The organism is Sphingomonas aliaeris (genome assembly GCF_016743815.1).
In the GTDB taxonomy this organism is placed as follows: Bacteria; Pseudomonadota; Alphaproteobacteria; order Sphingomonadales; family Sphingomonadaceae; genus Sphingomonas; species Sphingomonas aliaeris.
This window is the reverse complement of sequence record NZ_CP061035.1, coordinates 3,478,083-3,504,519: the sequence shown is the minus strand read 5'-3', so window position 1 is coordinate 3,504,519 and position 26,437 is coordinate 3,478,083. Positions and strand designations below refer to the sequence as shown.

General features: G+C 64.8%; 20 protein-coding genes, 1 tRNA gene, 1 pseudogene and 1 other annotated feature. Of the genes and pseudogenes, 12 read left to right on the top strand and 10 right to left on the bottom strand.

Annotated elements, in window-relative coordinates; genetic code table 11:
• Positions 1-222 precede the first annotated feature (222 nt).
• Positions 223-756 carry a TspO/MBR family protein gene (locus H5J25_RS16575; RefSeq protein WP_202092981.1) on the bottom strand — a complete coding sequence of 178 codons (534 nt, stop codon included), beginning with the start codon at positions 754-756 and terminating at the stop codon, positions 223-225.
• A gap of 95 nt (positions 757-851) precedes the next feature.
• Between H5J25_RS16575 and H5J25_RS20900 the strand changes: the two are divergent.
• The 8 genes and pseudogenes from H5J25_RS20900 to H5J25_RS20880 all read left to right on the top strand — a co-directional run.
• Positions 852-1,040: pseudogene (locus H5J25_RS20900) on the top strand (IS5 family transposase); the annotation flags it as partial.
• A gap of 510 nt (positions 1,041-1,550) precedes the next feature.
• Positions 1,551-4,202: a S8 family serine peptidase gene (locus tag H5J25_RS21220; protein ID WP_202092980.1), complete on the top strand. Its 2,652-nt coding sequence runs from the start codon at positions 1,551-1,553 to the stop codon at positions 4,200-4,202.
• 174 nt (positions 4,203-4,376) lie between these two features.
• Complete coding sequence (locus H5J25_RS16565; RefSeq protein WP_202092978.1) at positions 4,377-5,963, top strand: TolC family outer membrane protein; 1,587 nt, start codon at positions 4,377-4,379, stop codon at positions 5,961-5,963.
• A gap of 1 nt (position 5,964) precedes the next feature.
• Complete coding sequence (locus H5J25_RS16560) at positions 5,965-6,492, top strand: PEPxxWA-CTERM sorting domain-containing protein (RefSeq protein ID WP_202092976.1); 528 nt, start codon at positions 5,965-5,967, stop codon at positions 6,490-6,492.
• Between the two features lie 85 nt (positions 6,493-6,577).
• On the top strand, positions 6,578-8,335 hold the full coding sequence (locus H5J25_RS16555) for a type I secretion system permease/ATPase (protein ID WP_202092974.1): 1,758 nt from the start codon (positions 6,578-6,580) through the stop codon (positions 8,333-8,335).
• Entirely contained in the window at positions 8,332-9,699 is a 1,368-nt protein-coding gene (locus H5J25_RS16550) for an HlyD family type I secretion periplasmic adaptor subunit (RefSeq protein WP_202092972.1), read from the top strand. The genes H5J25_RS16555 and H5J25_RS16550 overlap by 4 nt, the downstream gene beginning before the upstream one ends.
• 318 nt (positions 9,700-10,017) lie before the next feature.
• Positions 10,018-10,299, top strand: coding sequence for a hypothetical protein (locus H5J25_RS20885; RefSeq protein ID WP_225883196.1), 282 nt, complete (start codon positions 10,018-10,020; stop codon positions 10,297-10,299).
• A 3-nt stretch (positions 10,300-10,302) separates the two neighbouring features.
• Positions 10,303-10,449 carry a hypothetical protein gene (locus H5J25_RS20880; RefSeq protein WP_225883195.1) on the top strand — a complete coding sequence of 49 codons (147 nt, stop codon included), beginning with the start codon at positions 10,303-10,305 and terminating at the stop codon, positions 10,447-10,449.
• 215 nt (positions 10,450-10,664) lie between these two features.
• On the opposite strand, the gene H5J25_RS16540 is transcribed toward H5J25_RS20880, so the two are convergent.
• From H5J25_RS16540 to dapB, 4 genes are all read right to left on the bottom strand, one after another.
• Positions 10,665-10,741: transfer RNA gene (locus tag H5J25_RS16540), tRNA-Arg, on the bottom strand.
• 47 nt (positions 10,742-10,788) lie between these two features.
• Positions 10,789-11,169: a hypothetical protein gene (locus H5J25_RS16535; protein WP_202092971.1), complete on the bottom strand. Its 381-nt coding sequence runs from the start codon at positions 11,167-11,169 to the stop codon at positions 10,789-10,791.
• Entirely contained in the window at positions 11,162-11,842 is a 681-nt protein-coding gene (gene nth, locus H5J25_RS16530) for an endonuclease III (protein WP_202092970.1), read from the bottom strand. Before nth ends, H5J25_RS16535 begins: the two co-directional genes overlap by 8 nt.
• Before the next feature lie 24 nt (positions 11,843-11,866).
• Complete coding sequence (gene dapB / locus H5J25_RS16525) at positions 11,867-12,595, bottom strand: 4-hydroxy-tetrahydrodipicolinate reductase (protein ID WP_202092969.1); 729 nt, start codon at positions 12,593-12,595, stop codon at positions 11,867-11,869.
• Positions 12,596-12,718: 123 nt separating this feature from the next.
• Positions 12,719-12,774 (top strand) — a sequence feature (sul1 is cis-regulatory element that is thought to sense ions involved in sulfur or methionine metabolism; They are found in Alphaproteobacteria).
• Between the two features lie 86 nt (positions 12,775-12,860).
• Here dapB and H5J25_RS16520 point away from each other — a divergent pair.
• Together H5J25_RS16520 and H5J25_RS16515 are read left to right on the top strand one after the other, a co-directional pair.
• A complete protein-coding gene (locus tag H5J25_RS16520) occupies positions 12,861-14,348 on the top strand; it encodes a SulP family inorganic anion transporter (RefSeq protein WP_202092968.1) in 1,488 nt (495 codons plus the stop codon).
• Between the two features lie 286 nt (positions 14,349-14,634).
• Positions 14,635-15,333 (top strand): NAD-dependent deacylase, encoded by a 699-nt coding sequence (locus H5J25_RS16515; protein WP_202092967.1) that lies wholly within the window; start codon positions 14,635-14,637, stop codon positions 15,331-15,333.
• 161 nt (positions 15,334-15,494) lie between these two features.
• Here H5J25_RS16515 and era read toward each other — a convergent pair whose 3' ends face one another.
• The 3 genes from era to lepB all read right to left on the bottom strand — a co-directional run bounded on the left by era (position 15,495) and on the right by lepB (position 18,076).
• Positions 15,495-16,388, bottom strand: coding sequence for a GTPase Era (gene era, locus H5J25_RS16510; protein WP_202092965.1), 894 nt, complete (start codon positions 16,386-16,388; stop codon positions 15,495-15,497).
• A 110-nt stretch (positions 16,389-16,498) separates the two neighbouring features.
• Entirely contained in the window at positions 16,499-17,143 is a 645-nt protein-coding gene (rnc, locus tag H5J25_RS16505; protein ID WP_225883542.1) for a ribonuclease III, read from the bottom strand.
• A gap of 51 nt (positions 17,144-17,194) precedes the next feature.
• Positions 17,195-18,076, bottom strand: coding sequence for a signal peptidase I (gene lepB / locus H5J25_RS16500; RefSeq protein WP_202092962.1), 882 nt, complete (start codon positions 18,074-18,076; stop codon positions 17,195-17,197).
• Between the two features lie 103 nt (positions 18,077-18,179).
• Between lepB and pgi the strand changes: the two genes are divergently transcribed.
• Together pgi and gorA are read left to right on the top strand one after the other, a co-directional pair.
• Positions 18,180-19,673 carry a glucose-6-phosphate isomerase gene (pgi, locus tag H5J25_RS16495; protein ID WP_202096439.1) on the top strand — a complete coding sequence of 498 codons (1,494 nt, stop codon included), beginning with the start codon at positions 18,180-18,182 and terminating at the stop codon, positions 19,671-19,673.
• A gap of 144 nt (positions 19,674-19,817) precedes the next feature.
• On the top strand, positions 19,818-21,173 hold the full coding sequence (gorA, locus tag H5J25_RS16490) for a glutathione-disulfide reductase (protein WP_202092960.1): 1,356 nt from the start codon (positions 19,818-19,820) through the stop codon (positions 21,171-21,173).
• A gap of 133 nt (positions 21,174-21,306) precedes the next feature.
• On the opposite strand, the gene H5J25_RS16485 is transcribed toward gorA, so the two are convergent.
• Both H5J25_RS16485 and ligA read right to left on the bottom strand, forming a co-directional pair.
• On the bottom strand, positions 21,307-24,063 hold the full coding sequence (locus H5J25_RS16485; RefSeq protein ID WP_202092958.1) for a TonB-dependent receptor: 2,757 nt from the start codon (positions 24,061-24,063) through the stop codon (positions 21,307-21,309).
• A gap of 171 nt (positions 24,064-24,234) precedes the next feature.
• The gene (ligA, locus tag H5J25_RS16480) at positions 24,235-26,331 is read right to left on the bottom strand and encodes an NAD-dependent DNA ligase LigA (RefSeq protein ID WP_202096438.1); all 2,097 of its coding nucleotides are present in this window, start codon (positions 26,329-26,331) and stop codon (positions 24,235-24,237) included.
• Positions 26,332-26,437: the final 106 nt, after the last annotated feature.

The following is a 26,437-nucleotide window of genomic DNA, read 5'->3' as shown; positions in this document are numbered from 1 at the left end:
ATGAACGATGGTCCGAGACCCGGGGGCGACCGGCTCACTCTGAACGCCTGCAACCGGGTTTGGTTGAAGGTACGCGGCATGGATTTCCGATTCCGACCGAGAACTGCCGAGATTTGAACGTAGATTTGGCGGACTGATCTGCTGCGGGTCCTACAGACGAGAGGTCAGGCTATGGTTCAACCAGCGTCCTGAGCTGTCCGTTGCCATCGCCGCAAAGAATTTCTACGATCGCGTCGGCTTATTCGGAGTGTCATTCCGCCGCCAGATTTCCTCGGACAGCAAGGTCGCAAAACCGACCCACGCAACCAGCGGTACGCCGACGCGAGATGCGGTCCTGTCCACCTTTTCCGCGGCAACAACGTACTCCAATGCCGAGGCGCCAAGCGCCGCTGATGCCACGGTGCCCCAGCCTGGCGCCCGTCGGCCGAAAAACACCTCAGTCCATCCGCCGATGCCGATCTGGTTCGTACCCCACAACGCCAACGCGGTCGTGCGTTGCGGCGATGGCTCGGCGCGCAACAATCGGTAGCCGCCATAGGCCAGGCCAGTCTGAATGGCCGTCCAGGCAATCGGGTAGATCGCCGACGGGGGTGTGAAGTTCGGCTTGCGCAGACGACGATACCAGCGCCGCGTGTTTGGATTGTCAGGGGTGGGGCCGGCCCGGCTGCCAGCTAGCAGTGCCAGCGATACAGCACCGAGCGCGAGCCCCGCGGCCCATCCCGGCGATAGACCATCAGTCTGTCGATCATCTGCCATCGCTTTCATCTCCCTTTCAAGGAGACCAACGAGCGTAATCCTGGTTCCACTGATTACAGTTCACCCGATCACTCGTTTCCGGCACGCCGCACGGTATCCCGGGTCGCGGATCACGCAACCAGCCGGCCAAATACGACAAGCGCCGCGACCAGCGCCGCAGTCGCATCGAGATGGTGTTCGGGCGTGTGACGGACTGGAGTCGCGTCGCCATTGGCTACGACCGATGGCCCACGGTCTTCTTCTCCGCCATCGTCCTCGCGGCCACCATCATGCTCTGGCTATGACCAATGAATCCTGACGCTAAAGTGTAAAAAAAAAGTTGGAATATGAGTGCGCTAGCCACCTCCGAGAGATTATTTTATTATACCGAACACATCATTGTTGATACTTACATCCTTGAGGCAACCCCAATGAGCACTAACTCTTTCAGTTAGCAGAAGACTTTTTGGGTTGCCTGTCGATGGAAGTCTCTGTCCTATCAGCAACGGCATACATGTTCTTGATATATCTAAAGTCTCTAATTCGTTTAAAAACGAACGCCAATTATTAGTGACAGTGATTGTCAATCGCCGATCTCCGATTGCTCATGTGGGTAGATTGACAGGCTACTCGTGATTCGATCTAACTGACCTCGAAGCAAGCCACTGGCTGCTCAGCATTAGCATCGTTTTACCATCGCCCGATCTTGATCGGTCGAATGTATATTCGCGCCTTTTATTTATTTGCTACGGCAATGTTCTCTGCCGACGTTCATCAGTATGACGATATCACTATGAGGGAGGCTTCTAAGTACCATGACGCAAACTGCTCAATTGAAGAATAGCGCCGCTTGGACGGCAAGCAGCTTCTTCAGCACGACCGCCGAAAAAACTCCCGTCGTGGACGGACCGATCGGCAGGTCCTATGGCTATTACACCGGAAAGGTAGTTACGACTGCATTCGATCTATTCTACCCTGGTGCGATCGGCGTGCCTGAATTCAGTCGACAGTGGCATCTGACCCGGTTGGGCGATATCGGCAAGGTGTGGGAAGACTATACCGGCCGCGGTGTAAGCGTCGGCGTGTATGACTCCGGCGTCCAGAGCACGCATTGGGATCTGGCAAGGAACTACGACGCCTCCAAGCACGTCGTGGTCGATGGCATAACGATGAGTGGTGAGCCCGGCGCGGACATGCAGGGACACGGTACATCCGTCGCCGGCTTGATCGCCGCGGCGCGCAACGGTCGCGCCGGCGTCGGCGTCGCGTTCGATGCGCAGGTCACGGGCATCAATATCTTCAACGCCGCTCTTCCGATCGACGTCAATGGAGGAAATAGCGCCGCCTTCTTCAACGCGCTGAGCCAAGCGAACCAGTTCGACGTCGTCAATCATAGCTGGGGCGACAGTCGCACATCGGTCAGCACGGCGAATTCTCGTGCAACCCCCGGCACGTTCCAGAACCTGTTGTCGGAGTCCTTTGCATATGCAGCCGAAACCGGTCGTGGCGGTTTGGGCACGATCACTATCGGCGCCGCGGGGAATGACGGACGCGACCATCAGTCGCAGGGTTCCAAAACCGATCGCCACGGCATTGCGGTGTCCGCCTATCGCGAAGCCGACGGCGTATCGTCCTATTACACGTCCAAGGGCGCACACATCCTGGTGGCCGGCCCCTCGAACGACTTCAGCGAGCTGGGCGGGACGGGGCTGGTGGCCACGGATCTTCTCGGCGTCGATGGCTATAACATGAATATCGATCCCGAAACGGCCGCTGATTACACGGACTCGTTCGGCGGAACCTCCGGCGCGACGCCAGTCGTGACCGGCGTCGTGTCGCTGATCCTGGATGCCAATGAGGGGCTTGGCTGGCGTGACGTCAAGAACATCCTCGCAGCGTCGGCCAAGATGCCCGTCGCATTCGAAACTGGTGCGGTGGTCCAGAGGCTCGTCAGCAACGGCTTCACGGTACTGGTCGGCATGAACGAGAACCCGTTCCAGCTCAATGGCGACACGGCCGGATGGAACGGCGGCGCGATGCACTTCAGCAACGATTACGGCTATGGCGCGGTAGATGCCTATGGTGCGGTGCGCATGGCCGAGGTCTGGTCGCTGTTCCGCGCAGCGCCGCTGGTGTCCGGCAACGAGACGATGGCGACCACGGGCATCATGCCTGTGGGACTGACGGCAAACACCGATATCGATCTAAGCTCTATCAGCACGTTCGATGCCAATTCCGACATCACCGGAACACCGCAGCGTTTTACGTTCGAGGTCAATCAAAGCACTGACGTAGAGCATATCGACCTGACTATTAACTATACTCATACTGCTATCGAAAAGCGCAACGGCCAAATAGAGTCGACGTTGGTCGGTGGTCTCGCAAACGCGCAATTCAAACTGATCGCTCCCGACGGAACCGTCGGCTTCACGTTCCAGGACGGCGATTTCTTTGAAGATTCTGGGCCAGGGCAAGAGTTCGTCTTCGGGTTCTCCGGTTTCCGGGGCGTCGAGACGAAGGGCACATGGACGCTGGAGTTCCAGTCGCTGGACATGGACTTCGATGTCCGGTTCCCGGGGAACGATTTTCCGCTCATCGACAATTCACTGACGCTTAACAGTATAAAGATGGATATGTTCGGCTCCACGCCGACCGCGGATGACGTGTACACCTACACCAACGAGTTCTTCACGATGAAGGCCATCGATGGTGAAAGCGCGACGCGCGGTGTCCTGTCGGATACGAACGGCGGGGCGGACTGGATCAACGCGGCGGCGGTGACGAAGGCCGTCGATGTCTCGCTGGCCGCAGGCGGTCGCACCACCTTCGGCGGCAACGCTGCCTTCACGATCGCAGCCGGCAGCGTGATCGAGAACGTCGTCACCGGCGATGGTGCCGACCGACTGTTGGGCAACGGGGTCGACAACAAGCTGTACGGCATGCGCGGCAACGACTGGTTGAACGGCGGAGCCGGCAACGACACGCTGTTCGGCGGAACCGGCAACGACGTGTTCTGGTTCGAGACGCTTGCCGTCAGCGGCAAGGACAAGGTTCTCGACTGGAGCTTCGGCGACACGATTGCGACGTCAAAGCAGCTGCGCGGCGCGGATCAGAACGGCATCCTGACGGTGGGATCGAATGCGCTGCTCCTGCTCGATAACAGCGTACGCGGCGATACGGCCGAACTGGTCGGCGAAGGCGGCGCGACGCTGATCGCGCTGGGCAAGTCGAACGGCCAGTGGATTTACGGTTTCCTGACCGAAGGCGATGCCGACTTCACCGACGGTCGCGTGCAGGAATCGTCACTCGGTCAGACTGGCCGCGCTGCAAACGACACGGCGGCGTTCGCGTTCGCCGAACTGCCGGGGGCGCATACGGGCAACAGCTTCGATATGCACCAAGCCGCCTTCTACCTCTACGACACGATGGGTGACGCCATGGCGACGGGCGCTCAGCTCTACGCCTGACGACCTTGCCGGGGCAGTCCATCACGGACTGCCCCGGTCCTCGTTTTCCCGATACCGACCGGAGTTTCCCCTTGTCGATAATGCTGCACCGGCGCGCTGGGCCACTGAAAGCGGGTGGCCCTTCGCCACGTCCTTCGGCGGCCGCCTCTTTCGCCCGTCGGCGCTGATCCGATCATGCGGAAGATTCTGCACCGGCTTGCGACGGTCGCCCTGTCGAGCGGCACCATGGCCATCGCCACCCCAGGCGCGGCGAGCGGCGAGACGCTAGCCGATGCCATCGTCGACGCCTATCGGAACAACCCCGTCCTTCAGGCGCAGCGCGCCGAATTGCGTGCGCTCGACGAGACGGTGATCGAGGCCATGAGCCCGTACCGACTCGGCGCCCAGCTCGACGGCAACATCAATTACAACGAACGCCGTCAGCGCGGGCTGTCGACGTCCGGCTTCACCATCTTCGAACAGCGTTCGATCGGCACGGCAGTGACGGTCAACCAGTTGCTGAGCAGTGGCGGCCGGGTGGCCGCACAGGTTTCCGCGGCGGAGGCGGACGTCCTCTCGGGACGCGAACGGCTGCGCGACGTCGAGAACTCGACGATGTTCGAGGTCATCAACGCCTATGTCTCCGTGCGGCGCGACCAGCAGCTCGTCGCGATCCAAGCGCGCGCGGTGGACAATTACGACAGGCAGGTGAAACAAAACCGCTCGCGCGCCAAGGAAGGCGATCTCGCCAGCACCGATGTCGCACAGGCGGAGGCACAGTTGCTCCTCATCAGCGCCGCCCTGGCACAGGCGCGCGCCAATCTGGAACAGAGCCGGTCACGCTTCGCCGCTGCGGTCGGCCGCAATCCCGGCATGCTCGATCCCGAACCGGATTTGCCGAACGTGCCCACCACTTCCGGGGAGGCGCAGCGGGTCGCCGCCGCGGAAAGCCCGGTGCTGTGGCAGGCCAAGCTGGCCGAAAAGGCGAGCGGCTACCGGATCGCCGCGGCGCGTGCCGAACGCCGGCCGACGATCACGGCGCAAGGATCGTTCGGCTACGTCAATCCGCAGGGGTTCGAGACACGGGATCTGGGTACCAACATGGGTGGCGGGGTCAGTTTCAGCCTTCCCCTGCTCACGCGTGGTGTCGTGGGGTCGCGGGTCCGGGCGGCCATCGCGCGCCAGCAATCGGCGGAATTCCAGATCGAAGATGCGCGGCGCACGCTGGCTGCCGGCATCCTGAACGCGTGGAACCAGACCGTCACCGCGCAGGAGCAGCTCCGCGTCGGGACGGCCGCAACGACCGTCGCCGAAGCCGCCCTCGGCGGTGTGAAGCGTGGTTTTGCGGAGGGTTTCCGTTCGAATTTCGAAGTGATCGATTCCGAACAGCGGCTGCTCAGCGCTCAAATCCTCACCGTCAACGCCCGCTATGGCCTGTATCTGGGGCAGGCGACGATGCTTGCCTTTATCGGCCGGCTCCAGGCGGATACGCTCGTCACGGGATCGATCGCCTATCGCCCGGAAACCAATCTCGTCGTGCAGCGCCGCGGTCAGTTCGGCCCGTTCGTGCCGGTCGTCCGTCTGCTGGACCGCCTGCCACCATATGAGGGCAAGGGACGTCCGGCCCCGGTCATACCGCAGGCATCCTCGCCGCAGATCGTGACGCCTTCGCCCGCTGGCCCTTCCGGTCCGCCCGACGGTCCACTGGCCGACAGCCTGCCGCTGTCGACCGAGACGGTCGAACCCATCGCAACCAATACCAATCAACCAGGGAGAAAATGACATGACGAAGACCATCAAGGCAATGCTGCTGGCCGCCCCGCTGGCACTGGTTTCCACATCGGCAGACGCGGCGACCTATCGCTTCGACTTGTCGGGTGCATTCGACGCAAGCTTCACCATCGATTCCGATCTGCTCGCCCCGCCGGTCGACAGCGGCAGCGATTATTTCCTCGTCACAAACATCGGCGGCACCTTCGGCGGCATGGCGGACGTCGCCAGCTCGATCCAGTTCAGCACGCTCGCCGGAAACGGCGGCCTGACGCTCGAACTGTCGGGTGGCGATTTCCTCGGCTTCTTCGGGTCGCAGCTGTTCACCGGCATGACTTCCATGCCCAGCTTCACGCTCGGCCAATACACGCTGACCGCGGACATCGACGGTGCTCCCGCGCTGCTCGACATTTCCGAGATCACCGCCTCGGCGGTTCCGGAGCCCGCTTCCTGGGCGATGATGATCGCCGGCATGGGGGGAATCGGCTTTACGATGCGCCGTCGCAAGCCGGTCGTCTCTGTCTCCGTGGCGGTCGCCTGATCCGTTAGCGCTTCAGCGTAGACAATATCCCGAGACGCTCCGAACCCGAAGGGGTTCGGAGCGTCTTCGGCACCAGGACAGCGTGATGCCCGATCTTACTGCACCCAATTGCCTGACGGAGGCGCTGCGTTCCGCGCGACGCCATTTCTGGGCGGCGGCGCTGTTCAGCGGGCTGGTCAACCTTCTGTACCTGGCACCATCGCTGTTCATGCTCCAGGTCTATGACCGGGTAGTCCCGACGCGTGGGGGCGCGACGCTGGTCGTACTGATCCTCATCCTGATCGCGGCACTGGGCGTGTTCGCGGTGCTCGATCTGGTTCGCATGCGCCTCCTGCTGCGTGCCAGCGTGCGCCTGGAGAAGCTGGCGGCCCCGGCGATCCTCGACCTCGTACTCGGGGCGGGCCGCGTGACGACGGTCGAGCGGACGACGGCGCTGCGCCAGTTCAACGCAATCCGCGGCACATTGACCGGGCCCGCGATCGTGGCGCTGTTCGATGCGCCCTGGACCCCGATCTATATCCTGGTCTGCTTCATGCTGCATGCCTGGATCGGCGCGATGGCGATCGCGGCGATGGTGGTGCTGACGATCGTCGCCATCGCCGGCGAGCGCGCGACCCGCAACGATCTCGCCGCGGCGGGGGCAGGCGAAGGTGCGCTCTCCCGTTCGCAGGATTATTCGGTAGCTGCCTCCGAGGTCGCGCGCGTGCTGGGCATGCGCGGTGCGCTGGTCCACCGTCATCTGGGGGAACGCGCGTCGATCGTTGCGCAACAGGGCGTCGTCGCGGCCACATCGGGTGGCTTTCTCGCCGCGACGAAGTTTCTCCGCATGCTGTTTCAGTCGCTGGCGCTGGCGCTCGGCGCCTGGCTGGCGATCCAGCAGAGCATTTCCGCCGGCGCGATCTTCGCCGCATCGCTGTTGATCGGTCGCGCGCTTCAGCCGGTCGAGCAGATCCTGGGGGCGTGGAAGAACGTGAGCAGCGCGCGGGTCGCCTATCAGGGCCTGTCCGCCTTCCTCACGCGGAATACCGCGCCGGTATCGCGAACGGCGCTGCCCGATCCGGAGGGGAAGATCGAGGTGAGCGGGGTCACCGTACGGGTGCCCGGCGGGCATCGTCCGATCCTGAAGAATATCGGCTTCACGGTCGCGCCGGGCGAGGTCGTCGCGCTGGTCGGGCCAAGCGGCGCGGGCAAGTCGACGCTGCTGCGCGTCCTTTCCGGCGCGATCGACCCGGATGAGGGGGAGGTCCGCCTCGATGGCGCAAGTCTCGCCGACTGGGATCGCGAGGCGCTCGGTCGCCATATGGGGTACCTGCCGCAGACGCCGACCCTGTTTCCCGCCACCGTGCGCGCCAATATCGCTCGCCTCCAGACCACGACCGGTGATGACACCGCGGCGTTGGATGCGCAGGTTATCGAGGCGGCGCGACGGGCAGGCGCACACGAAGTGATCCTGCGTTTCGCGCAGGGCTACGACACGATGCTGACGGTTCGCGAGGGCGGTGGCCTTTCGGCGGGACAGCGGCAGTTGGTCGCGCTGGCCCGGGCGGTGTTCGGCCGGCCGCGCGTGCTGTTGCTCGACGAGCCCAACGCCCATCTCGACATAAGCGGCGAGGCGATGTTGACCGAATTGCTGAAGCAGGCGCGCGCGGCGGGCATCACCGTCATCGTCTCAACCCATCGCACCGGGCTGTTGCACGCGGCCGACCGCATCCTGCTGCTGCGCGACGGAGAGGTGCAGTTCTTCAAGAGCCGGGAGGACGCGATGCGCGCGCAATCCGGTCCGAACGATTCCGGCCAGATCGTGAAAGCGGAAGCAGCGCCGACCGCGGCACCAGCGGCATGAGCGTCCACACCATGTCCACCACCGTCGCATCCGGCTCGCGGGTCGCCGATCCGGCCGCGCTCGACGACTCGCCGCGCCGTGCCATCCTGATCGGAGGTATCGTCGCCGCGCTGTTCTTCGTCGGCTTCCTCGGCTGGGCCGCGCTGACGCGGCTCGACGCGGCCGCGCACGGCGAAGGACGCGTCATCGTGGCGGGCAATCGCCAGGTCATCCAGCACCGGTACGGGGGAAACATCGAACAGCTCCTCGTGAAAGAAGGGGATCATGTCCGAGCCGGGCAGATTCTGGTCCGACTGTCCGAATCCGAGGTGATGGCGACCGAACGTGCTCTCGCCGCAGCGGTCATCGATCTACAGGCGCAGCGTGCGCGGCTGGAAGCGGAAGTGACGGGTGGCCCGATCCGCTGGCCCTCGGCCTTCGCCAAGGCCAGCGATCAGGACCGGCCGTTGATCGAGGCCGCCAAGCAAATCCAACTGGCGCAGGCCACCGCTCGGCGGAGCGTGCTGACGTCGGGGCGCAGCGTCTTCAGCGAACAGCAGGACCAATATGGTCGCCAGATCCAGGGCTTCGAGGCGCAGGCGATATCGATCGCGCAGCAGCGCCGGTCGCTTCAGGCGCAGCTGGAAAGCACCAGCCGCCTCGCCGAACGCGGCGACGTCTCGCGGAACACGGTGCGGGCGCTGGAACGCAGCCTGGCCGAACTGGACGGCAATGCTGCCGACTACGCCGCCCGCGCCGCCGCCCTGCGCGAACAGATCGCCGGCACGGGAGAACAAAAAACCCAGCTTGCCCGACAATCGACCAACGAAAGCGCGAAGCTGCTGCGCGATACCCAGTTCCAGCTTAATGACGCGCTGCCGAAGTGGATCGCCGCCAAAGAGCAGGTGGAGCGCGTCGTGATCCGCGCGCCGGTCACCGGGCGTGTCGTCGACCTCCGGGCGCATTCCGTCGGTGGTGTCGTCGCGCCCGGGGAAACCGTCCTCGACATCGTTCCCGATGTCGCCTCGCTGGAGATCCGGGCAACGTTCGCGCCCGAAGACATTGACGGTGTCCAGTCCGGGGTCGAAGCGGAAGTCAAATTCCTCTCCCTGCACGACCGTGCCCTGCCGATCCTGATGGGCAGGGTTCGATCGGTTTCGGCCGACAGCGTCCAGAACCAACGCACGGGGCTTTATCACTTTACCGCGGACATCGTCGTTCCCGACGACCAGATCGCGCGTCTTCGCTCCGTCCGCGGGGCCAACACGGGCATCCGCCCCGGCGTCCCCGTTCAAATCACCGTAAAGCTGCGCCGCCGGACCGCACTGGAATATATGATCGAACCGCTGCGCGACACCATGACCTATTCGATGTCCGAGCGATAAATCGGTTGGCGCGCGGCTTGCGGCAGCTGATCAGAGGAGAGAGCCCCGGACCGATATCGATGCTGCATGAGGTGTTCGATCCCACGGCTTGATGGTGCAATCCTTTCGTCGGAATGGAAGGAAGCCGCATAGGACAAGTTCGTCACGGGCGCGCCACGCCAGTCCTGAGCCTGGCGAAGCGCCCGCGCACGCCGTCCGAGCGGCAACATCGCGATCGCAAGCTTCGCTCGCGACGCCGACCCGCACCGTCGAGACGCGAGGTCAGGGTTTATCGGAGCCGCGACAATGTCGAACGCCTCGCCCTGATCGCACCCGGCCATGACGAGCCGATCGCGCCGACCCATTGGTCGTTGGCCAGTTTTGGAGCTTGGTCGCAGCGCCCTCGGCTATCTGCGAGAGCTGCCCGCGCCGCTTGCCGGTATCAACCTCCAGCACGGGCTGCTCAACCCCCGTGCCGAGCTGATGAAAACGCTCGAAACCGAGGACGGGCGTACCGGGCTGGGCGCAGTGACGCGTCCCGATTACGGCCGGGTCCGGGATCATGAGCTCGTCGCGGCGGTCATGAAGATCGCCGGCAACGGCACCGGCGACACGCGCTGAAAAGTGCCTGGCCTGCTCGACTGGTTCACGATGATGCACGATCCGAATGTCGAGATCACCAAGGACAACACCACGCTAAACTCCAGCGAGCGACGTGTTCCCGTTCCCCCTCGACGACGCCCACCCGATCAAGGCCGTCCGGCTGCCTGATGGCGATCCCGAGAGCAAAACCTCGAAGCTCCTCGCCCCCGTGTACTGACCCACGTCGGTATCGCCAGGCGCGCAGTCTCCTTCCTGGAACTAGCGGGCTGTGCCATTCCCGTGGCGGGATGAATGTCGGGAGAGGGCCTCAGTACCTTCCCGCCATATGGAGAACTGACGTGGCGAAAGCCCAACCCAGGCTTGTCCCGGCGCCCGCGCAGGGATGGTGCACCCGACTGGATTCGAACCAGTGGCCTCTGCCTTCGGAGGGCAGCGCTCTATCCAGCTGAGCTACGGGTGCCGGCGCGCGGATGTGCCTAGCAAAGGCGTCGGCGGGGCGCCAGCCAATTAACGCCGGGCTTTCTTCGCCAGCGTCACGGGCTGGAACTGGCCGAGCCCGCAACTGGCGCCGCGCATGACCGGCGGGCTTTCCAGCACGGTGATGATGTCGGTCGAACAGAGCTGGCTGAGCGACGTCTGATAGGCGAACGATTCGCGGAAGCCCAAACCGGGGCAGGAGTTGGGCAGGGTGTTGCGATAGGTCTTGCCGCCGTTCGTCTCGAAATCGATCACGCTGTCGCTGCGCACGTGCGACGCGCGGATGCGGGAGATCGAGATGCAGCTTTCCGCCTTGCCGGCCGGCACCGCCTCGGGAACCTTGTTGCGGTCGCGCGCCATGCCGGGCGCGGTGAGCGCGATCGCGGCGATCGCCAGTCCGGTTCTAAGCATCGTCTCCCTCCTCATCCTTCCGCGCGCCCGGCACGACCGGCGCGGGCGTCTTGGGCTTGAACGCGCAAAGATCGCGGACGATGCATCGCCAGCATTCCGGCCGCCTCGCCTTGCAGACATAGCGCCCGTGCAGGATCAGCCAGTGATGCGCGTGCAGCCGGAACGGTTGCGGCGTCGCCGTGTCGAGCTTCAGTTCGACCGCGAGCGGCGTCTTGCCGCGGGCGAGACCGGTGCGATTGCCGACGCGGAAGATGTGCGTGTCGACCGCGAACGTCTCCGCGCCGAAGGCGACGTTCATCACCACGTTGGCGGTCTTGCGCCCGACACCGGGCAGGCGTTCCAGCGCGTCGCGATCCGACGGTACGACGCCGCCATGTTCGTCCACCAGCATCCGCGACAGCGCAATGACGTTCTTCGCCTTGGTGTTGAACAGGCCGATCGTCTTGATATGCGCCTTCAGCCCGTCCTCGCCGAGCGCGAGCATCTTTTCCGGCGTGTCGACCTCCGCGAACAGAGCGCGGGTCGCCTTGTTGACGCCGATATCGGTCGATTGCGCGGACAAGGCGACTGCCACGACGAGCTGGAACGGATTGCCGTATTCCAGTTCGGTCACCGGATGCGGATCGTGTTCCGCCAGCCGCCGATAGAATTCGAAGACGTCCGCGCGCTTCATGGCCGCTTATTCATTCCCGTGGCATCACAGCCCGAGCACCTGCCCCATCGTATAGCGTCCGGCGGGCTGGCCGGAGAGCCAGATGGCGGCGGTGATCGCGCCTTTCGCGAAGATCGCCCGATCTTCCGCGCGGTGGCCGATCTCGATCCGTTCGCCCGTGCCGGCAAAGATCACCTGATGATCCCCCGCGACCGATCCGCCGCGCAGGGACGCGAAGCCGATCGTGCCCTCGCTGCGCGCACCGGTCAGCCCGGCGCGGTCGGCGACGCGGGTCTCGGACAGCGTCGTGCCGCGCCCGGCCGCCGCCGCCTCGCCCAGCAGCAAAGCGGTGCCCGACGGCGCATCCACCTTGTGGCGATGATGCATCTCTACGATCTCGATGTCCCAGTCGGGGCCAAGCCGTTCCGCCGCCTCGCGCACCAGTTTCGCGAGCAGGGTGACGCCCAGCGAGACGTTGCCGGTCTGCAGCACGGCGATGTCGTCGGCGGCGGCGTCGATCAGCGCGTGGTGCGTCGGCGACAGGCCGGTCGTGCCGATCAGGATCGGCGTCCCCGTCGCGCGCGCGGCGGCCAGCGTACCCTCCAGCGCGGACGGGGCGGAGAAATCGACCAGCACGTCGGCATCGTGCGCCAGGACGACCGCATCGCCGCCCGCATCGATCCCGCCGACCAAGGTCCCGCCCAGATCGGGCACGACCGCTGCCAAAGCCTGACCCATGCGCCCTGCGCTGCCGATGATGCCGATGTTCGTCATGCGCGTCCTGCTGCCACAGGGGGACGGAAGCGAACAGCCCTTAGGCGCGTGACGGCACGTTTTTGTTCGCACGCATGTGGCGTTTGCGCGCTCCCGGATTCCGCGCTAGGGCGCGGGCATTCGCATGGACCCGGTGCAATTCCGGGTGGCTATTCCGGCCGCCGATCCGCCGGACAACGCATCCCTCGCACAGACATTCCGCACCCGATCGATGATTCTTCGTTCGACGGCGGCGCCGCTGCGATCAATTTGCGGACCGAAGATCATGAATATCTCTCCCATCGCGCGATACCGCGCCGAATGGTTCGTCGATGCAGGCGGCGCGCGACGCGACATACTGGCCGGGATGGTCGGCACGTTCGCCTTGATCCCCGAGGTCATCGCCTTCTCGTTCGTCGCCGGGATCGACCCGGAGGTCGGGCTGTTCGCGTCGTTCGTGATCGGGATCGTCATCGCCTTTGCCGGCGGGCGCCCGGCGATGATCTCGGGCGCAGCGGGGTCGGTCGCCTTGGTCGCGGCGGCGCTCGTCCATGCGCACGGGCTGCAATACCTGCTCGCCGCCACGGTGCTGGCGGGGCTGTTCCAGGTCGTGTTCGGGTTGCTCAAGCTCGACGTGCTGCTGCGGTTCGTGTCGCGTTCGGTGCGAACGGGCTTCGTCAACGCGCTCGCGATCCTGATCTTCTCCGCGCAGGTGCCGCAGATGCTGGACGTGACGTGGCATACCTATGCGATGATCGCGGGCGGGCTGGCGATCATCTATCTGGTGCCGCGGATCACCACCGCGATCCCGTCGCCGCTGATCTGCATCGTGGTGCTGACCGCGATCAGCGTCGCCTTCCCGATGCCGGTCCATGTCGTGGCGGATCTCGGGCGCTTGCCGGATTCGCTGCCGTCGCTCGGCCTTCCGGGCGTGCCGTTCGCGTGGGAGACGGTGCGGATCGTCGCGCCTTATGCCTTTGCGATGGCGGCGGTCGGGTTGCTGGAATCGCTGATGACGGCCAGCGTCGTCGACGATCTGACCGAGACCACGAGTTCGAAGGCGCGCGAATGCACCGGGCTCGGCCTCGCCAACGTGGCGGCCGGCATGTTCGGCGGGATCGCCGGGTGCGGGATGATCGGCCAGACGGTCGGCAACGTACGCTATGGCGGGCGCGGGCGGCTTTCCACCCTTGTCGCGGGCGTATTCCTGCTGCTGGTGATGGTGCCGCTGCGCCCGTGGATCGCGCAGGTGCCGGTGGCGGCGCTGGTCGCGATCATGATCATGGTCTCGATCAGCACCTTTTCGTGGAGCTCGCTCGCCGATCTCGCGCGGCATCCGAAGGTGTCTGGCGTCGTGATGCTCGCGACCGTGGCGGTGACGGTGTTCACGCACGATCTGTCCGCCGGGGTCGCGGTGGGCGTGGTGCTGAGCGGCGTGTTCTTCGCGTTCAAGGTCACGCGGCTGATGCGCGTCGACGTGACCTACGACGCAGCGATGGATACGCGCATCTATCTAGTTTCAGGGCAGATATTCTTCGCCAGCGCTGATATCTTCGCCGATCGCTTCGACCTGCGCGATACGGCGCGAACGGCCCGGATCGATCTGACCGCCGCCCATCTGTGGGACGTCACCGCGGTCGGCGCGCTGGAGGATGTCGTCACGAAGATGCGGCGGCACGGCATGACGGTGGAGCTGATCGGGCTGAACGAAGCCAGCGCGGTGCTGGTCGATCGGCATGCGCCGCTGGTTCGGGCGGACGTGGCGGCAGGGTAACCAGCGGCCGGTGGTGCGGAGAACGGCCGTTTCCGACCGGTCACCTGTCCTACACGCCTTCGATCCGCTACGGCCAGCACCGCTCTTTCGCATCGCTGACCATCCCGGCCCGCTCGCCGAATTTCGGATCCCGATAGTGTGACCCCAGTGTGACCCCAGTGTGACCCTAAGGCCGTTCCCGACCTCGCAAGACCTGATACCGTGTGACCTTGTGTGAACTTCGAACGGTTCGCATTGCCGCCTCCAAACACTTCCGAACAGCCCGCCGACCGCGTATCCCGTTCCGATGCAAGACATTCGGAACATCATCGTTCTCACCGGCGCCGGCATCTCCGCCGAAAGCGGCATCGCCACGTTTCGCGGCCCCGGCGGGCTGTGGGAGGGGCACCGCGTAGAAGACGTTTGCACGGCGGAGGCGTTGGCGGCGGATGCGGAGCTGGTGCACCGCTTCTACGATATGCGGCGGGCGGCGCTGGCATCGGTCCAGCCGAACGCGGCACATCACGCGCTCGCCCGGCTGGATGCCGAATGGCCGGGCGAGTTGCTGATCGTGACGCAGAATGTCGACGACCTGCATGAGCGCGCCGGGGCGAAGCGGATGCTGCACATGCATGGCGAGTTGCGATCGGCCTTGTGCGCCGACTGCGGCGCGCGTGCCGCATGGCCGGGCGACCTGCCGCCGCGTTCGGTCTGCGCCGCCTGCGGGGCGCCGGCGTTGCGGCCCGACATCGTGTTTTTCGGCGAGATGCCGTACCAGATGGACCGGATCGAGGATGCGCTGGCGACATGCGACCTGTTCGTATCGATCGGCACGTCGGGCGCAGTCTATCCCGCCGCGGGCTTCGTCCAGACCGCCCGCCACTACGGCGCACGAACGCTGGAACTCAATCTGGACCCATCCGCCGGCAGCATCTTCTTCGACGAAAGCCGCATGGGCGCGGCGGGCAAGCTGGTGCCGGAATGGGTGGACGAGGTTCTCGGCTAAAGATCCTCCCCGGCACGGGGGTGGCAGCCGCAGGCTGACGGAGGGGGCCATCCACGAGCGGTGCGCCTTTGGAGAGCCCCCTCCACCATTCCCTGAATGCTCATGGTCCCCCTCCCCGTGCCGGGGAGGATCAGAAGCTTTTCCCCGCCGGAAGCCCCGCTTCAATCGACCCAGTCGAGACCCATTTCACGGTACGAATCGCGATCCTCGTCCCAGCCCGGCTTGACCTTGACGTGCAGGTACAGATGCACCGGGCGGCCCATGATGTTCGACAGTTCGGCGCGGGCACGCGCGCCGATCTCCTTGATCCGCACGCCGCCCTTGCCCAGCACGATCGCCCGCTGCGTCGGGCGCTCGACCAGAATCTGCTGGTGGATCTCGACCGATCCGTCCTCGCGCTCCTTATACTGCTCGGTCTCGATCGCGGACGCATAGGGCAGTTCGGCGTGCAGCTGCAGATACAGCTGTTCGCGAGTCACTTCGGATGCCAGGCTGCGCTCGGTCGCGTCGGACACCTGATCCTCGGGATAGTGCCACGGCCCCTCGGGCATCGCCTTGGCCAGATGCGCCTTCAGGTCGGCCAGCCCGTCGCCGGTCGCCGCGCTGACGAAGAACGTCTCGGTAAACTCGACCGCGGCGTTCAGCTTCTCGGCATGCACCAGCAGCTTGGCCTTGTCCGCGAGATCCACCTTGTTGAGGATCAGATATTTGGGTTCCGGCCGACCGGCGATGCTTTCCGCAATATCGGTGACCTTCTTGCCCAGCCCGCCCTTGGCATCGACGACCAGAGCGAGAATGTCCGCGCCCTCCGCGCCGCCCCACGCGGCCTGAACCATCGCGCGGTCCAGCCGGCGCTTGGGTTCGAAGATGCCGGGCGTGTCGACCAGCAGCAACTGCGTATCGCCCTCGATCGCGACGCCCATCAACCGCACTCGCGTCGTCTGCGCCTTGGGACTGACGATCGCGACCTTCTGCCCGACCAGCGCATTGACCAGCGTGGACTTGCCGGCATTGGGCGCGCCGAGAATGGCGATCAGGCCGCAATGTTGAGTCATGTCAAAGTCCTTGGGTCATCGTTACGGCCCCACCTGCGTGGAGGGCGTGGGCCTGTCTGTCGCTGTACATATACCGTCTGCCTCCGATCTTGTCGAAGGGGCCGTGGCGCCTAGCCCAGTTTCGCGAGCAACGCCGCCGCCGCCGCCGTCTCCGCCGCGGACTTCGAGCTTCCCTCCGCCGTCGCCTCGGCGAGCGTGCCGATGCTCGCCTTGACCGTGAAGCGCGGCGCGTGGTGCGGGCCGGATCGGTCGATCACTTCATAAGCCGGGGTGCGCCGGTTGTGCGCCGCCGCCCATTCCTGCAACGCGGACTTGGGGTGTTGCGGCGCGGCCGAGCCCTGGGTGCGGACGCGGTCGCCCCAGGCGGTACGGACCGCATTCCGGGCGGCGTCCAGCCCGGCGTCGAGATACAGTGCGCCGATCAGCGCCTCCATCACGTCGCCCAGCACGTTGTCGCTGTCCTTCGCGCCGTCGTCGCGGGCCTGCTTGCCGAGCTTCAGATGCTGCGCGACGCCGAGACCACGGGCGACATCCGCGCAGACCGCGCCGGTGACCAGCGCGTTCAGCCGTTTGGACAGCGCGCCTTCGGGTTCGTTCGGGAACAAGGCGAACAGCCATTCGGCCATGACGAGCCCCAACACGCGGTCGCCGAGGAATTCAAGCCGCTCGTAATTCGCCGCCGCCTGGCTGCCATGCGTCAGCGCACGATCGAACGGCGCAAGGTCGGCGGGGCGGTGGCCGAGCGCGCGCTCGATCCAGTCCGCGACCGGCTCGCCGCCGATCGCCTCAGGCACGGCGCGGCTCACTCAGAAGCCTTCCCCGATGCGGCTCCACCGGGCGGCGCTGAACCAGGTCCAGGGCAGCAGCCACGACGCGCTGCCATCGGTGGAGAAGAAGCCGACCACCGCCTTGCCCTGGATATGATCCATCGGAACATAGCCCATGCCGACCGCTTCGCCCGGCATCGCATCCGCGGGGGCGGGGAAGCGGCTGTCTGCGCTATTGTCGCGGTTGTCGCCCATCACGAAGACGGACCCTGCAGGCACCGTATAGACGCCGGTATCGTCCGCCCCGGTGTCCGCCGCATCCAGCACGTCGTAGCTGCGCCCGCCGGGCAACGTCTCGCGGAAACGCTTGTAGCGGCACACCTGCTTGCCGTCCGCCCCCGTTTCGAGGTGCGCGGTGTCGCACTTGGCGTTGACGTCGCCGACCGCGGGATAGTTGGGGCTGATCGGCAGGATGAAGTCGGCGACGCGTTCCTTGGGGATCGCGCTGCCGTTCAGGATCAACTGGCCCGCCCGCATCTGCAGCGTATCGCCGGGCAAACCGATGACGCGCTTGATCACGTCGACATCGTCACCCGGCGGTCCGCGGAACACCACCACGTCGCCGCGCGCCGGATCGCGCGCCAGGATACGGCCGGGGATCAACGGTACGCCGAGCGGCAGCGACCAGCGCGAATAGCCGTAATTCCATTTCGAGATGAACAGGTAATCCCCGATCAACAGCCGTGGCAGCATCGATTCGCTGGGGATGCTGAAGGGCGAGAAGATGAAGCTGCGAAAGATCAGCACGATCACCGCCAGCTTCAGCAGAAACGTAAGCGTTTCCCGCGTTTCGGATTTGGGCTTGGCCGCAGCCTTGGATGCGGGTGCTTTTTTGCTGTCGGTCAGGGGAGTTTCGGCCATGCGCGGCGGTTTGGGGGGACGCGAGGATTGCGTCAAGCTGGCGGTTGTAACTGACCCATACTAGGGCGATCTAAGGCCCGGACCGAACGGAGTAGACGTGACGATGCCAAATGCCGACTGGAACGCGATTCAGGCGTTGCCCGCAAAGACGCTGACCGACCTGTTCGCGGAGGATTCCGCCCGGCTCGGCAAGTTCTCCGTCGATGTCGCGGGGCTGCATTTCGACTGGTCGAAGACGCATCTGACCCAGGATGCGGTGACCGCCTTCGAGGCGCTGGCGAAGGCGCAGGGGCTGGCGGCAAAGCGCGAAGCCCTGTTCGGCGGAGAGATCGTCAACGTCACCGAAGGCCGCGCGGTCGAACACACCGCCGAACGCGGCGAGGGCAATCCGGACAGCGTCGGCAAGGCACGCGCGCTGCACGCCCGCATGCGGGGCATGATCGACGCGATCGAGGGCGAGGCTTTGGGGCCGATCCGCCACGTATTGCATGTCGGTATCGGTGGCTCCGCACTTGGCCCGGATCTGCTGGTCGATGCGCTGGGGCGCGATGCCGATCGCTACGACGTGGCGATCGTGGCCAATGTCGATGGCGTCGCGCTGGAGGATGCGTTCGCGCGCTTCGACCCGACCGCAACGTTGCTGGTAATCGCGTCCAAGACCTTCACCACGACCGAGACGATGCTGAACGCGCAGAGCGTGCTGCAATGGATGACCGAACACGGCGTGTCGGACCCTTATGGCAAGGTCGTGGCGCTGACCGCCGATCCCGACAAGGCGCTGGAATGGGGCGTGGACGAAACGCGCATCCTGCCGTTCAGCGAAAGCATCGGCGGGCGCTATTCGCTCTGGTCCTCGATCGGCTTCCCCGCGGCGCTGGCGCTCGGCTGGGATTGTTTCGAGGAATTGCTGGAAGGCGCGGCCGAGATGGACCGCCATTTCCGCCTGACCGCGTTGCACGAGAACGCCCCCGCGCTCGCCGCCTTTGCCGACCTCTATTATACGCAGGTCCGCCATGCCGAGACGCGCGCCACCTTCGCCTATGATCAGCGGCTGAAGCTGTTGCCGCCCTATCTCCAGCAACTTGAGATGGAATCGAACGGCAAGAGCGTGACTGCGGAAGGCGAGCCGCTTGGCCGTCCGAGCGCCGCGATCACCTGGGGCGGGGTGGGAACCGAGGCGCAGCATGCGGTCTTCCAGCTGCTGCATCAGGGCACGCATCTCGTCCCGGTCGAATTCGTCGCGTCGATCGAACCCGGCGATACGCTGAGCGAGGATCATCATCGCCAACTGCTGCTCAACGCCTTCGCGCAAGGGGCCGCGCTTATGGCGGGCAAGCATAATGAAGACGCCGCGCGCAGCTATTCGGGTGACCGGCCGAGTTCGACCATCCTGCTCGACGATCTCGACGCCCGGTCGCTCGGCGCGCTGATCGCCTTCTACGAACACCGGACCTTCGTGAACGGCGTGCTGCTCGGCATCAATTCGTTCGACCAGTTCGGTGTCGAGCTGGGCAAGGAAATGGCCAAGGCCGCGGTCGAGGGAGGGCAGACGTTCGATGCCTCGACCGACGATTTGATCAAGCGGGCGTTCGGCTGACACGCCGTCCTTCTGCCCTGTTCGCACCACCTATCCCGTTCGCCCTGAGCCTGTCGAAGGGCCGTTCTTTTCTTTCCGTCGTCGAAATTACGAGCTGTGCTTCGACAGGCTCGGCACGAACGGATCTTTCTTGAGGCACTGAAGATGAGCGACTCCCAATACGATTACGACCTCTTCGTCATCGGCGCAGGATCGGGCGGCGTGCGCGCGGCTCGCGTTTCCGCAGCGCACGGCGCGAAGGTCGCGGTCGCGGAGGAATACCGGATCGGCGGCACCTGCGTGATCCGCGGCTGCGTGCCCAAGAAGCTGCTGATCTACGGCGCACACTTCGCCGAGGATCTGAAGGACGCGCGCCGCTTCGGCTGGAACGTGCCCGACCAGTGCGATTTCGACTGGAAGGTGCTGCGCGACAACGTGCTGGAGGAGGTCGACCGGATCAGCGGCGCCTATACGTCCACGCTGGAAAACCATTCGGTCGAGATGATCGCCGAACGCGCGGAGGTGACCGGTCCGCACGGCATCCGCCTGGCAAGCGGCCGCGAGGTCACGGCGAAGACGATCCTGATCGCCACCGGCGCGACGCCGTCGGTGCCGCAATGCCCGGGGTCCGAACATGGCATCACCTCGAACGAGGCGTTTCATCTGGACGCAGTGCCGAAGCGCATCCTGATCGCGGGCGCAGGCTATATCGCCAACGAATTCGCGGGGATATTCCACCAGTTCGGCGCGCACGTGACGTTGATCAACCGCACCGACGTCATTCTGCGCGGCTATGACGAATCGATCCGCGACCGTTTGCTCCAGATTTCCATGATGAAGGGCATCGAATTCCGCTTCCACGCCGATTTCCAGGGCATCGAGAAGGGCGAGGACGGTTGCCTGACGGTCAAGATGGCGGGCCATGAACCGATCACCGTGGATTGCGTCATGTTCGCCACCGGCCGCGAACCGAACACTGCGGGTCTGGGCCTCGAGACCGCAGGCGTCGAACTGGACGAAAAGGGCGCGGTGAAGGTAGACGACGACAACCGGTCGACCTGCGAGAGCATCTATGCCGTCGGCGACGTGACCAACCGCGTGCAGCTGACCCCGGTCGCGATCCGCGAAGGGCAGGCGTTCGCCGACACCGTGTTCGGCGGCAAGCCGACACGCGTCGATTACGAGAATATCCCCGCCGCCGTGTTCAGCCACCCGCCGATGGCCGGTGTCGGCATGACCGAAGCGGAGGCCAAGAACAAACTCGGATCGTGCAAGGTCTACACCTCCGACTTCCGCCCGATGAAGAACGTGCTAGCCGGTCGCAACGAACGCGCGCTCTACAAGATGATCTGCGACAGCGAGACGGGCAAGGTGCTCGGCCTGCACATGATCGGCCCCGACGCCCCCGAGATCCTGCAGGCCGCCGCAATCGCAGTGAAAGCCGGGCTGACCAAGGACGCGTTCGACCAGACCGTCGCACTGCATCCGTCGATGGCCGAGGAACTCGTGCTGATGCGGTGAGGCCGGGCGGCACGGCGGAGGCCGCCCGCTTCCCGGGCCGGTGTCGCCGGGACCGCCACTGACAAAGAAAAAGGCCGCCGTCCCGATTGGGGCGGCGGCCTTTTCTTTAGGCCTCAGATGAGGACCGATCCGATCAGAACTGGACGTTCAGCGTACCGATAAACGCGCGCGGCGAACCGATCTGGATGAACGGAACGTTGTACAGCGTTGACGAACCACCCGACGAACCGAAACCGCCGACATAATATTTGTCGAAGATGTTCTGCACGTTGAGCTGCAGATACGTTGTCTTGTTCAGACCGACGAAGTCCAGCGCGATACGGGCATCGACGTCGAACGTGGTATAGCCCGGAGCCTTCGCACCATAGACTTGATATTCGAAGCCACGCGTGCCGGTGAAGGCTGCCGGCGTCGCAGCGGCGGTCGGGCAGATCTGGTTCACTAGAGAAGCCGTGCATTGCAGGTTCGGCAGGTTCTGGTCGTTCAGGTAACGCGGACCGGTCCGCTTGCCCTGCACGCCAACGAAGACCGGACCGAACTCGCCCTGGATACGACCACCGAACGTGTAGACCGGCGCCGCCGATTCACGCTTGCCGGCGGTCAGTGCAATGATCGGCGCACCGGCCACGATGCAATTGTTGGTCGTGTTCGCGGCCGTCAGTGTCGTCGGGCAGCTGCCGATCTGGACGTTGTTCTTGATCTCCGACCACAGGTACGAACCATAGGCGTAGACCGTCATTTCCGGGATCGGACGGTAGGAAATGCTGCCGTCGATGCCGTACTTATCGACCCGGCCGAGGTTGCGGTAGATCGTCTGCTGCGTGTCCACGTCGAACGCCGATGCCAGACGGTTCTGGAAGCGCGTATACCATGGGCTCAACGTCGCCTGCACCCGGCTCGACGTGTAGCGAATGCCGGCGTCGAGGTTGTCGGTAGTTTCCGGCGCGGGGTTCGCGGCCGGGTTGCCGAGCGCATAGAAGAAGGTCTGGTACAGGTTGTCCGTACCCGGGACCTGCAGGCCCTTCGAATAGTTGGCATACAGCGTCACGCTCTGCATCGGCTTGAAGGTAACGCCGCCGTTCGGAAGAACGCGATTATACTTGAACGTGCGCGACTGGGGTGCCGCATAGTTCGGGTTGGCCGTGGCGTAGGTCGCATTGTCAGCCGTGTTGCCACGACCCAGGCAGTCGACGTTGCCGTTGGCTGCCGTGGTGAAGCAGAACTGGTTCAGCTGGCGCTTGAAGAACGGCGCACGCACGCCAAGATTGACGGTGATCGCGCCGAAGTCGCCACGATATTCGCCCGAAACCTGGTCCAAGGTTGCGAAAGAAAGACGATCGCGCTTTTGGATTACGCGACCGTTGACGTCGCGCAGCGGGTTGTTGATCGGGAAGACGTCCTGCGGGAAGCCGTTAGCTTGCAGCAGGCCGAGTTCGCCTGTCTGGCGATGACGACCATAATCGTGAACGTAGCTGACGCGAACGGTGTTGTTCTCGTCGAAGTCGTAACGCAGCGAAGCGTTGACGCCGTAACGGTTGGTGACCGTCTGGCTCGGTGCGAGGAAGGTGACACCGCCGTTGGTGGTGGTCGTGCCTACGACCGTCGTCCGGTCGAGAACGTCGCCGTCGCCGTTCAGGTCTCGTCCGAAATAATAGCTGTTCCCGATGAAGCCATAAAGCGGGGTGGTGATCGCGCCGCGCGGAACGGACGTGCTTACGGTTTGAGTATAACCGCCTTCCTGACCTCGGACGGTGCCGCCGCCATTGGCCTTGGTGTACTGGTAGCTCGGATCGACCGTCAGCACCACGCCCGGTGCCAGCGTGAAGCGCGAGTTGATACGAATGCTGCCGGTATTCGACGGGTTGTACCGTTCGTCGAAGCTCGTGCCACAGCTGTTCGGTACGTCGTTGGCGCCGGCAACGCCAGCGCCACGGACCTGGCAGCGAGCGACGCTGTACGGCAGTTCGTCGCGGCTATTGGGGAAACGGTTCGTCGAGCCAGTACCAGGCGTACGAACCGCACCCGTCACCAAAAGCGGATTTTGTGCCGTGATCAGCGGGTCGGTGGTTGACGAAGTCGCCTGCGTCAACACGTTGGTGTCTTCGCGGAGCGGGGCCGAACCGAAGAAGTTGTTCCGGTTGACGTTATAGTTACCGGCAACCGAGACGAAATCCCCGTTGCCGCCGATCGGCTGATAGACGCGACCATTATACTGGGCCTTGTCGATCTTGCCGAAATTGTTGAAAACGACGTCGTTCTCTGCGTGGCTGGCCGACAGCCAGGCTTTGGTGCCCCACGGCGTAAACACGCCGGTGTTGAGCAGACCGAAGATACGGAAGAACTTATAGTCGCCGATCGATCCCTGCATGCGCGCGCCGAATTCGTCGGTCGGCACGATCGTGCGGTAGTTGACGGTCGAACCAGATGCCGCGGCGGTGGGGCTGTCGACGTCGGTCGAACCGTAGCTGACGTTGACCTGCTCGATCAGTTCCGGATCGAGCTGCTGGTTCGAATAGACCGCGTAGTTGCCGGTATCGTTCAGCGGGATACCGTCGAACGTCAGGCCGATGCGGCTCGAGTCGAAACCGCGGATGGTCAGCGTGCCGCCGGCCGAACCGAACGGATCGTTGTTCTGGAAGCTGACGCCCGGCAGCGAGTTGATGGTATCGAGGATCGAATTGCCCGGCGTCTGCCGCGCGATGAATTCCTGCGTCAAGACACCCTTGGCCTTGCTCGTGTCAGGGATCTGTACGCCACCGACACCCTTGGTGCCGCGCGCCGTGACGACGATTTCCTGGTCGAGATCGGCCGATCCGGTCGACTGGGCGTAAGCCGCGCCCGGAATGATCAGCGCCGCAAATGCAACGCCGGCAAAAAACTTCGTCCGCATGATACTTCCCCTTGGCGGGCTCATGGCCCTGAAATTCCGGCGTCCCGCGCCACCGAATGCGCCTTGCGCGCTGTTCATGACGGATAAATGACAGCGTGGACCTTGTGTAGGGGGGCTTACAAGTGTTTCATGCTGCGTTGCAAAAAAGCATCACCTGAAACCATCTCGGTTCTATCCGGCAGCGGCGACGATCGCGTTCCAGGCGGCTTCGTCGATCACTTCTATGCCCAGTTCCGCGGCTTTCTTCGCTTTCGATCCGGCGCCCGGTCCGGCGATGACGAGGTCCGTCTTTGCGGAGACTGATCCGGCCACCCGCGCGCCGAGCGATTCGGCCTGCGCCTTCGCCTCGTCGCGGCTCAGCGTCTCGAGGCTGCCGGTGAATACCAGGGTCTTGCCGCTGACTCGCGACTCGCGGGTTTCGACAAGGAACGGCGGCGGGCTGACTTCCGCGAGCAGGTCGTCCCAGACCTGGATATTGTGCGGTTCGTGGAAGAAGTCGCACAGCGCCGCGACGACGACCGGGCCGACGCCCTCGATCAGCGCGAATCGCTCGGTCGCCTCGGGATCGCCCGCGCGGGCGGCCTGTGCGGTTTCGCGCAGGGCGGGGAGGGTGACGAACATCTTCATCAGGTCGCGCGCGGTGATCTGCCCGACGTGGCGGATGCCGAGGCCGAACAGCAGGCGCGCCGCATCCGGCGTCCGGCGCGCCTCGATCGCGGCGAGCAGCGCGTCGACCGATTTGCCTTGCCACCCCTCGCGCCCGACCAGATCGCCGCGGTGACCGGCGAGGCGGAAGATGTCGGCCGGTTCGCGGATCCAGCCGAGATCGAGGAATTCGACCAGGGTCTTCTCGCCCAACCCGTCGATGTCGAGCGCGCCGCGCGATACGAAATGGCGCAACCGCTCCAGTCGCTGTGCCGGGCAGATCAACCCGCCGGTGCACCGCACGTCCACTTCGCCTTCCTCCGCCACCGCCTCGCTGTCGCAGCGCGGGCAGTGCGTGGGGAACGTCCACTCGGCGCGTGGTTCGTCGCGGGTGAGGTTCTCGACGATCTGCGGGATGACGTCGCCCGCACGCTGCAGCACGACCCGGTCGCCCGGGCGCACGCCGAGTCGCGCGATCTCGTCGGCATTGTGCAAGGTGGCGTTGCGCACCACGACGCCGCCGACCGTCACCGGTTCCAGCTTGGCGACCGGGGTCAGCTTGCCCGTGCGCCCGACCTGGATCTCGATGTCGTTGAGCGTGGTCTGCGCGCGTTCGGCGGGGAATTTGTGCGCGATCGCCCAGCGCGGCGCCTTGCCCACCGCGCCCAAACGAGCCTGCCAGTCGAGCCGATCGACCTTGTAGACGACACCGTCGATATCGAACGGCAGATCGGCCCGCGCCGCCTCGATCGCGCGATAGACGGATAGGGCAGCGTCCACGGTCTCCACGCGCGTAAAGGCGTCCGCGACGGGAATGTCCCAGCCGCGGATCATGGCGACGATCTCCACCTGCGTCTCGCCCGGCATGGCGCTCGCCTCGCCCCAGCCGTGCGCGAGGAACCTCAGCGGGCGCGACGCGGTGACGGCGGCGTCCTTCTGGCGCAGCGACCCGGCGGCGGCGTTGCGTGGATTGGCGAACTGGCGCGCTTCCTTGCCCGTCGTCCCGGCCGCGGCGAGCAATCGCGCGTTGAGATCGGCGAAATCCGCTTTCGCCATATACACCTCGCCGCGCACCTCGAAGACATCGGGGGCTCCGGCGGGCAGCGATTGCGGGATGTCGCCGATCGTGCGGACATTGGCGGTCACGTCCTCGCCCACGCGCCCGTCGCCGCGGGTCAGTGCCTGCACCAGCCGCCCGCCTTCGTAGCGCAGCGAACAGGACAGGCCGTCGATCTTCGGTTCGGCGGTCAGCGCTACGGTCGCGTCGTCCGGCAATTTCAGGAACCGCCGGACGCGTCCGATAAAGTCCGCGACCTCTTCGTCGCTGAACGCATTGTCCAGGCTCATCATCGGCCTGGCATGCGCGACCTTGGCGAGGTGCGCGGCGGGTGCGGCGCCGACCGCGACGCTCGGCGAATCGCTGCGGATCAGATGCGGGAAGGCGGCTTCGATCGCGGCGTTGCGGCGGGTGAGGGCGTCATAGTCGGCGTCCGAGATCTCGGGCGCATCGTGCGTATGGTACAGCGCATTGTGCCGCGCGATCTCTGCAGCGAGCGATGCCAGCAATGCGCTGGCTTCCTCGTCGGTTTGCGGCAGGGCGATTTCGGTCGAGAGCGCGTGCATCGCCACGGGCTAGCGGAGGTGAGGGCAGGCCATCAACCCCGTTCGTATCGCAGGCTTCGCGCTGGGCTCGTATAGATCAGAGCACGGGCCGATCGCCGCGATTTAC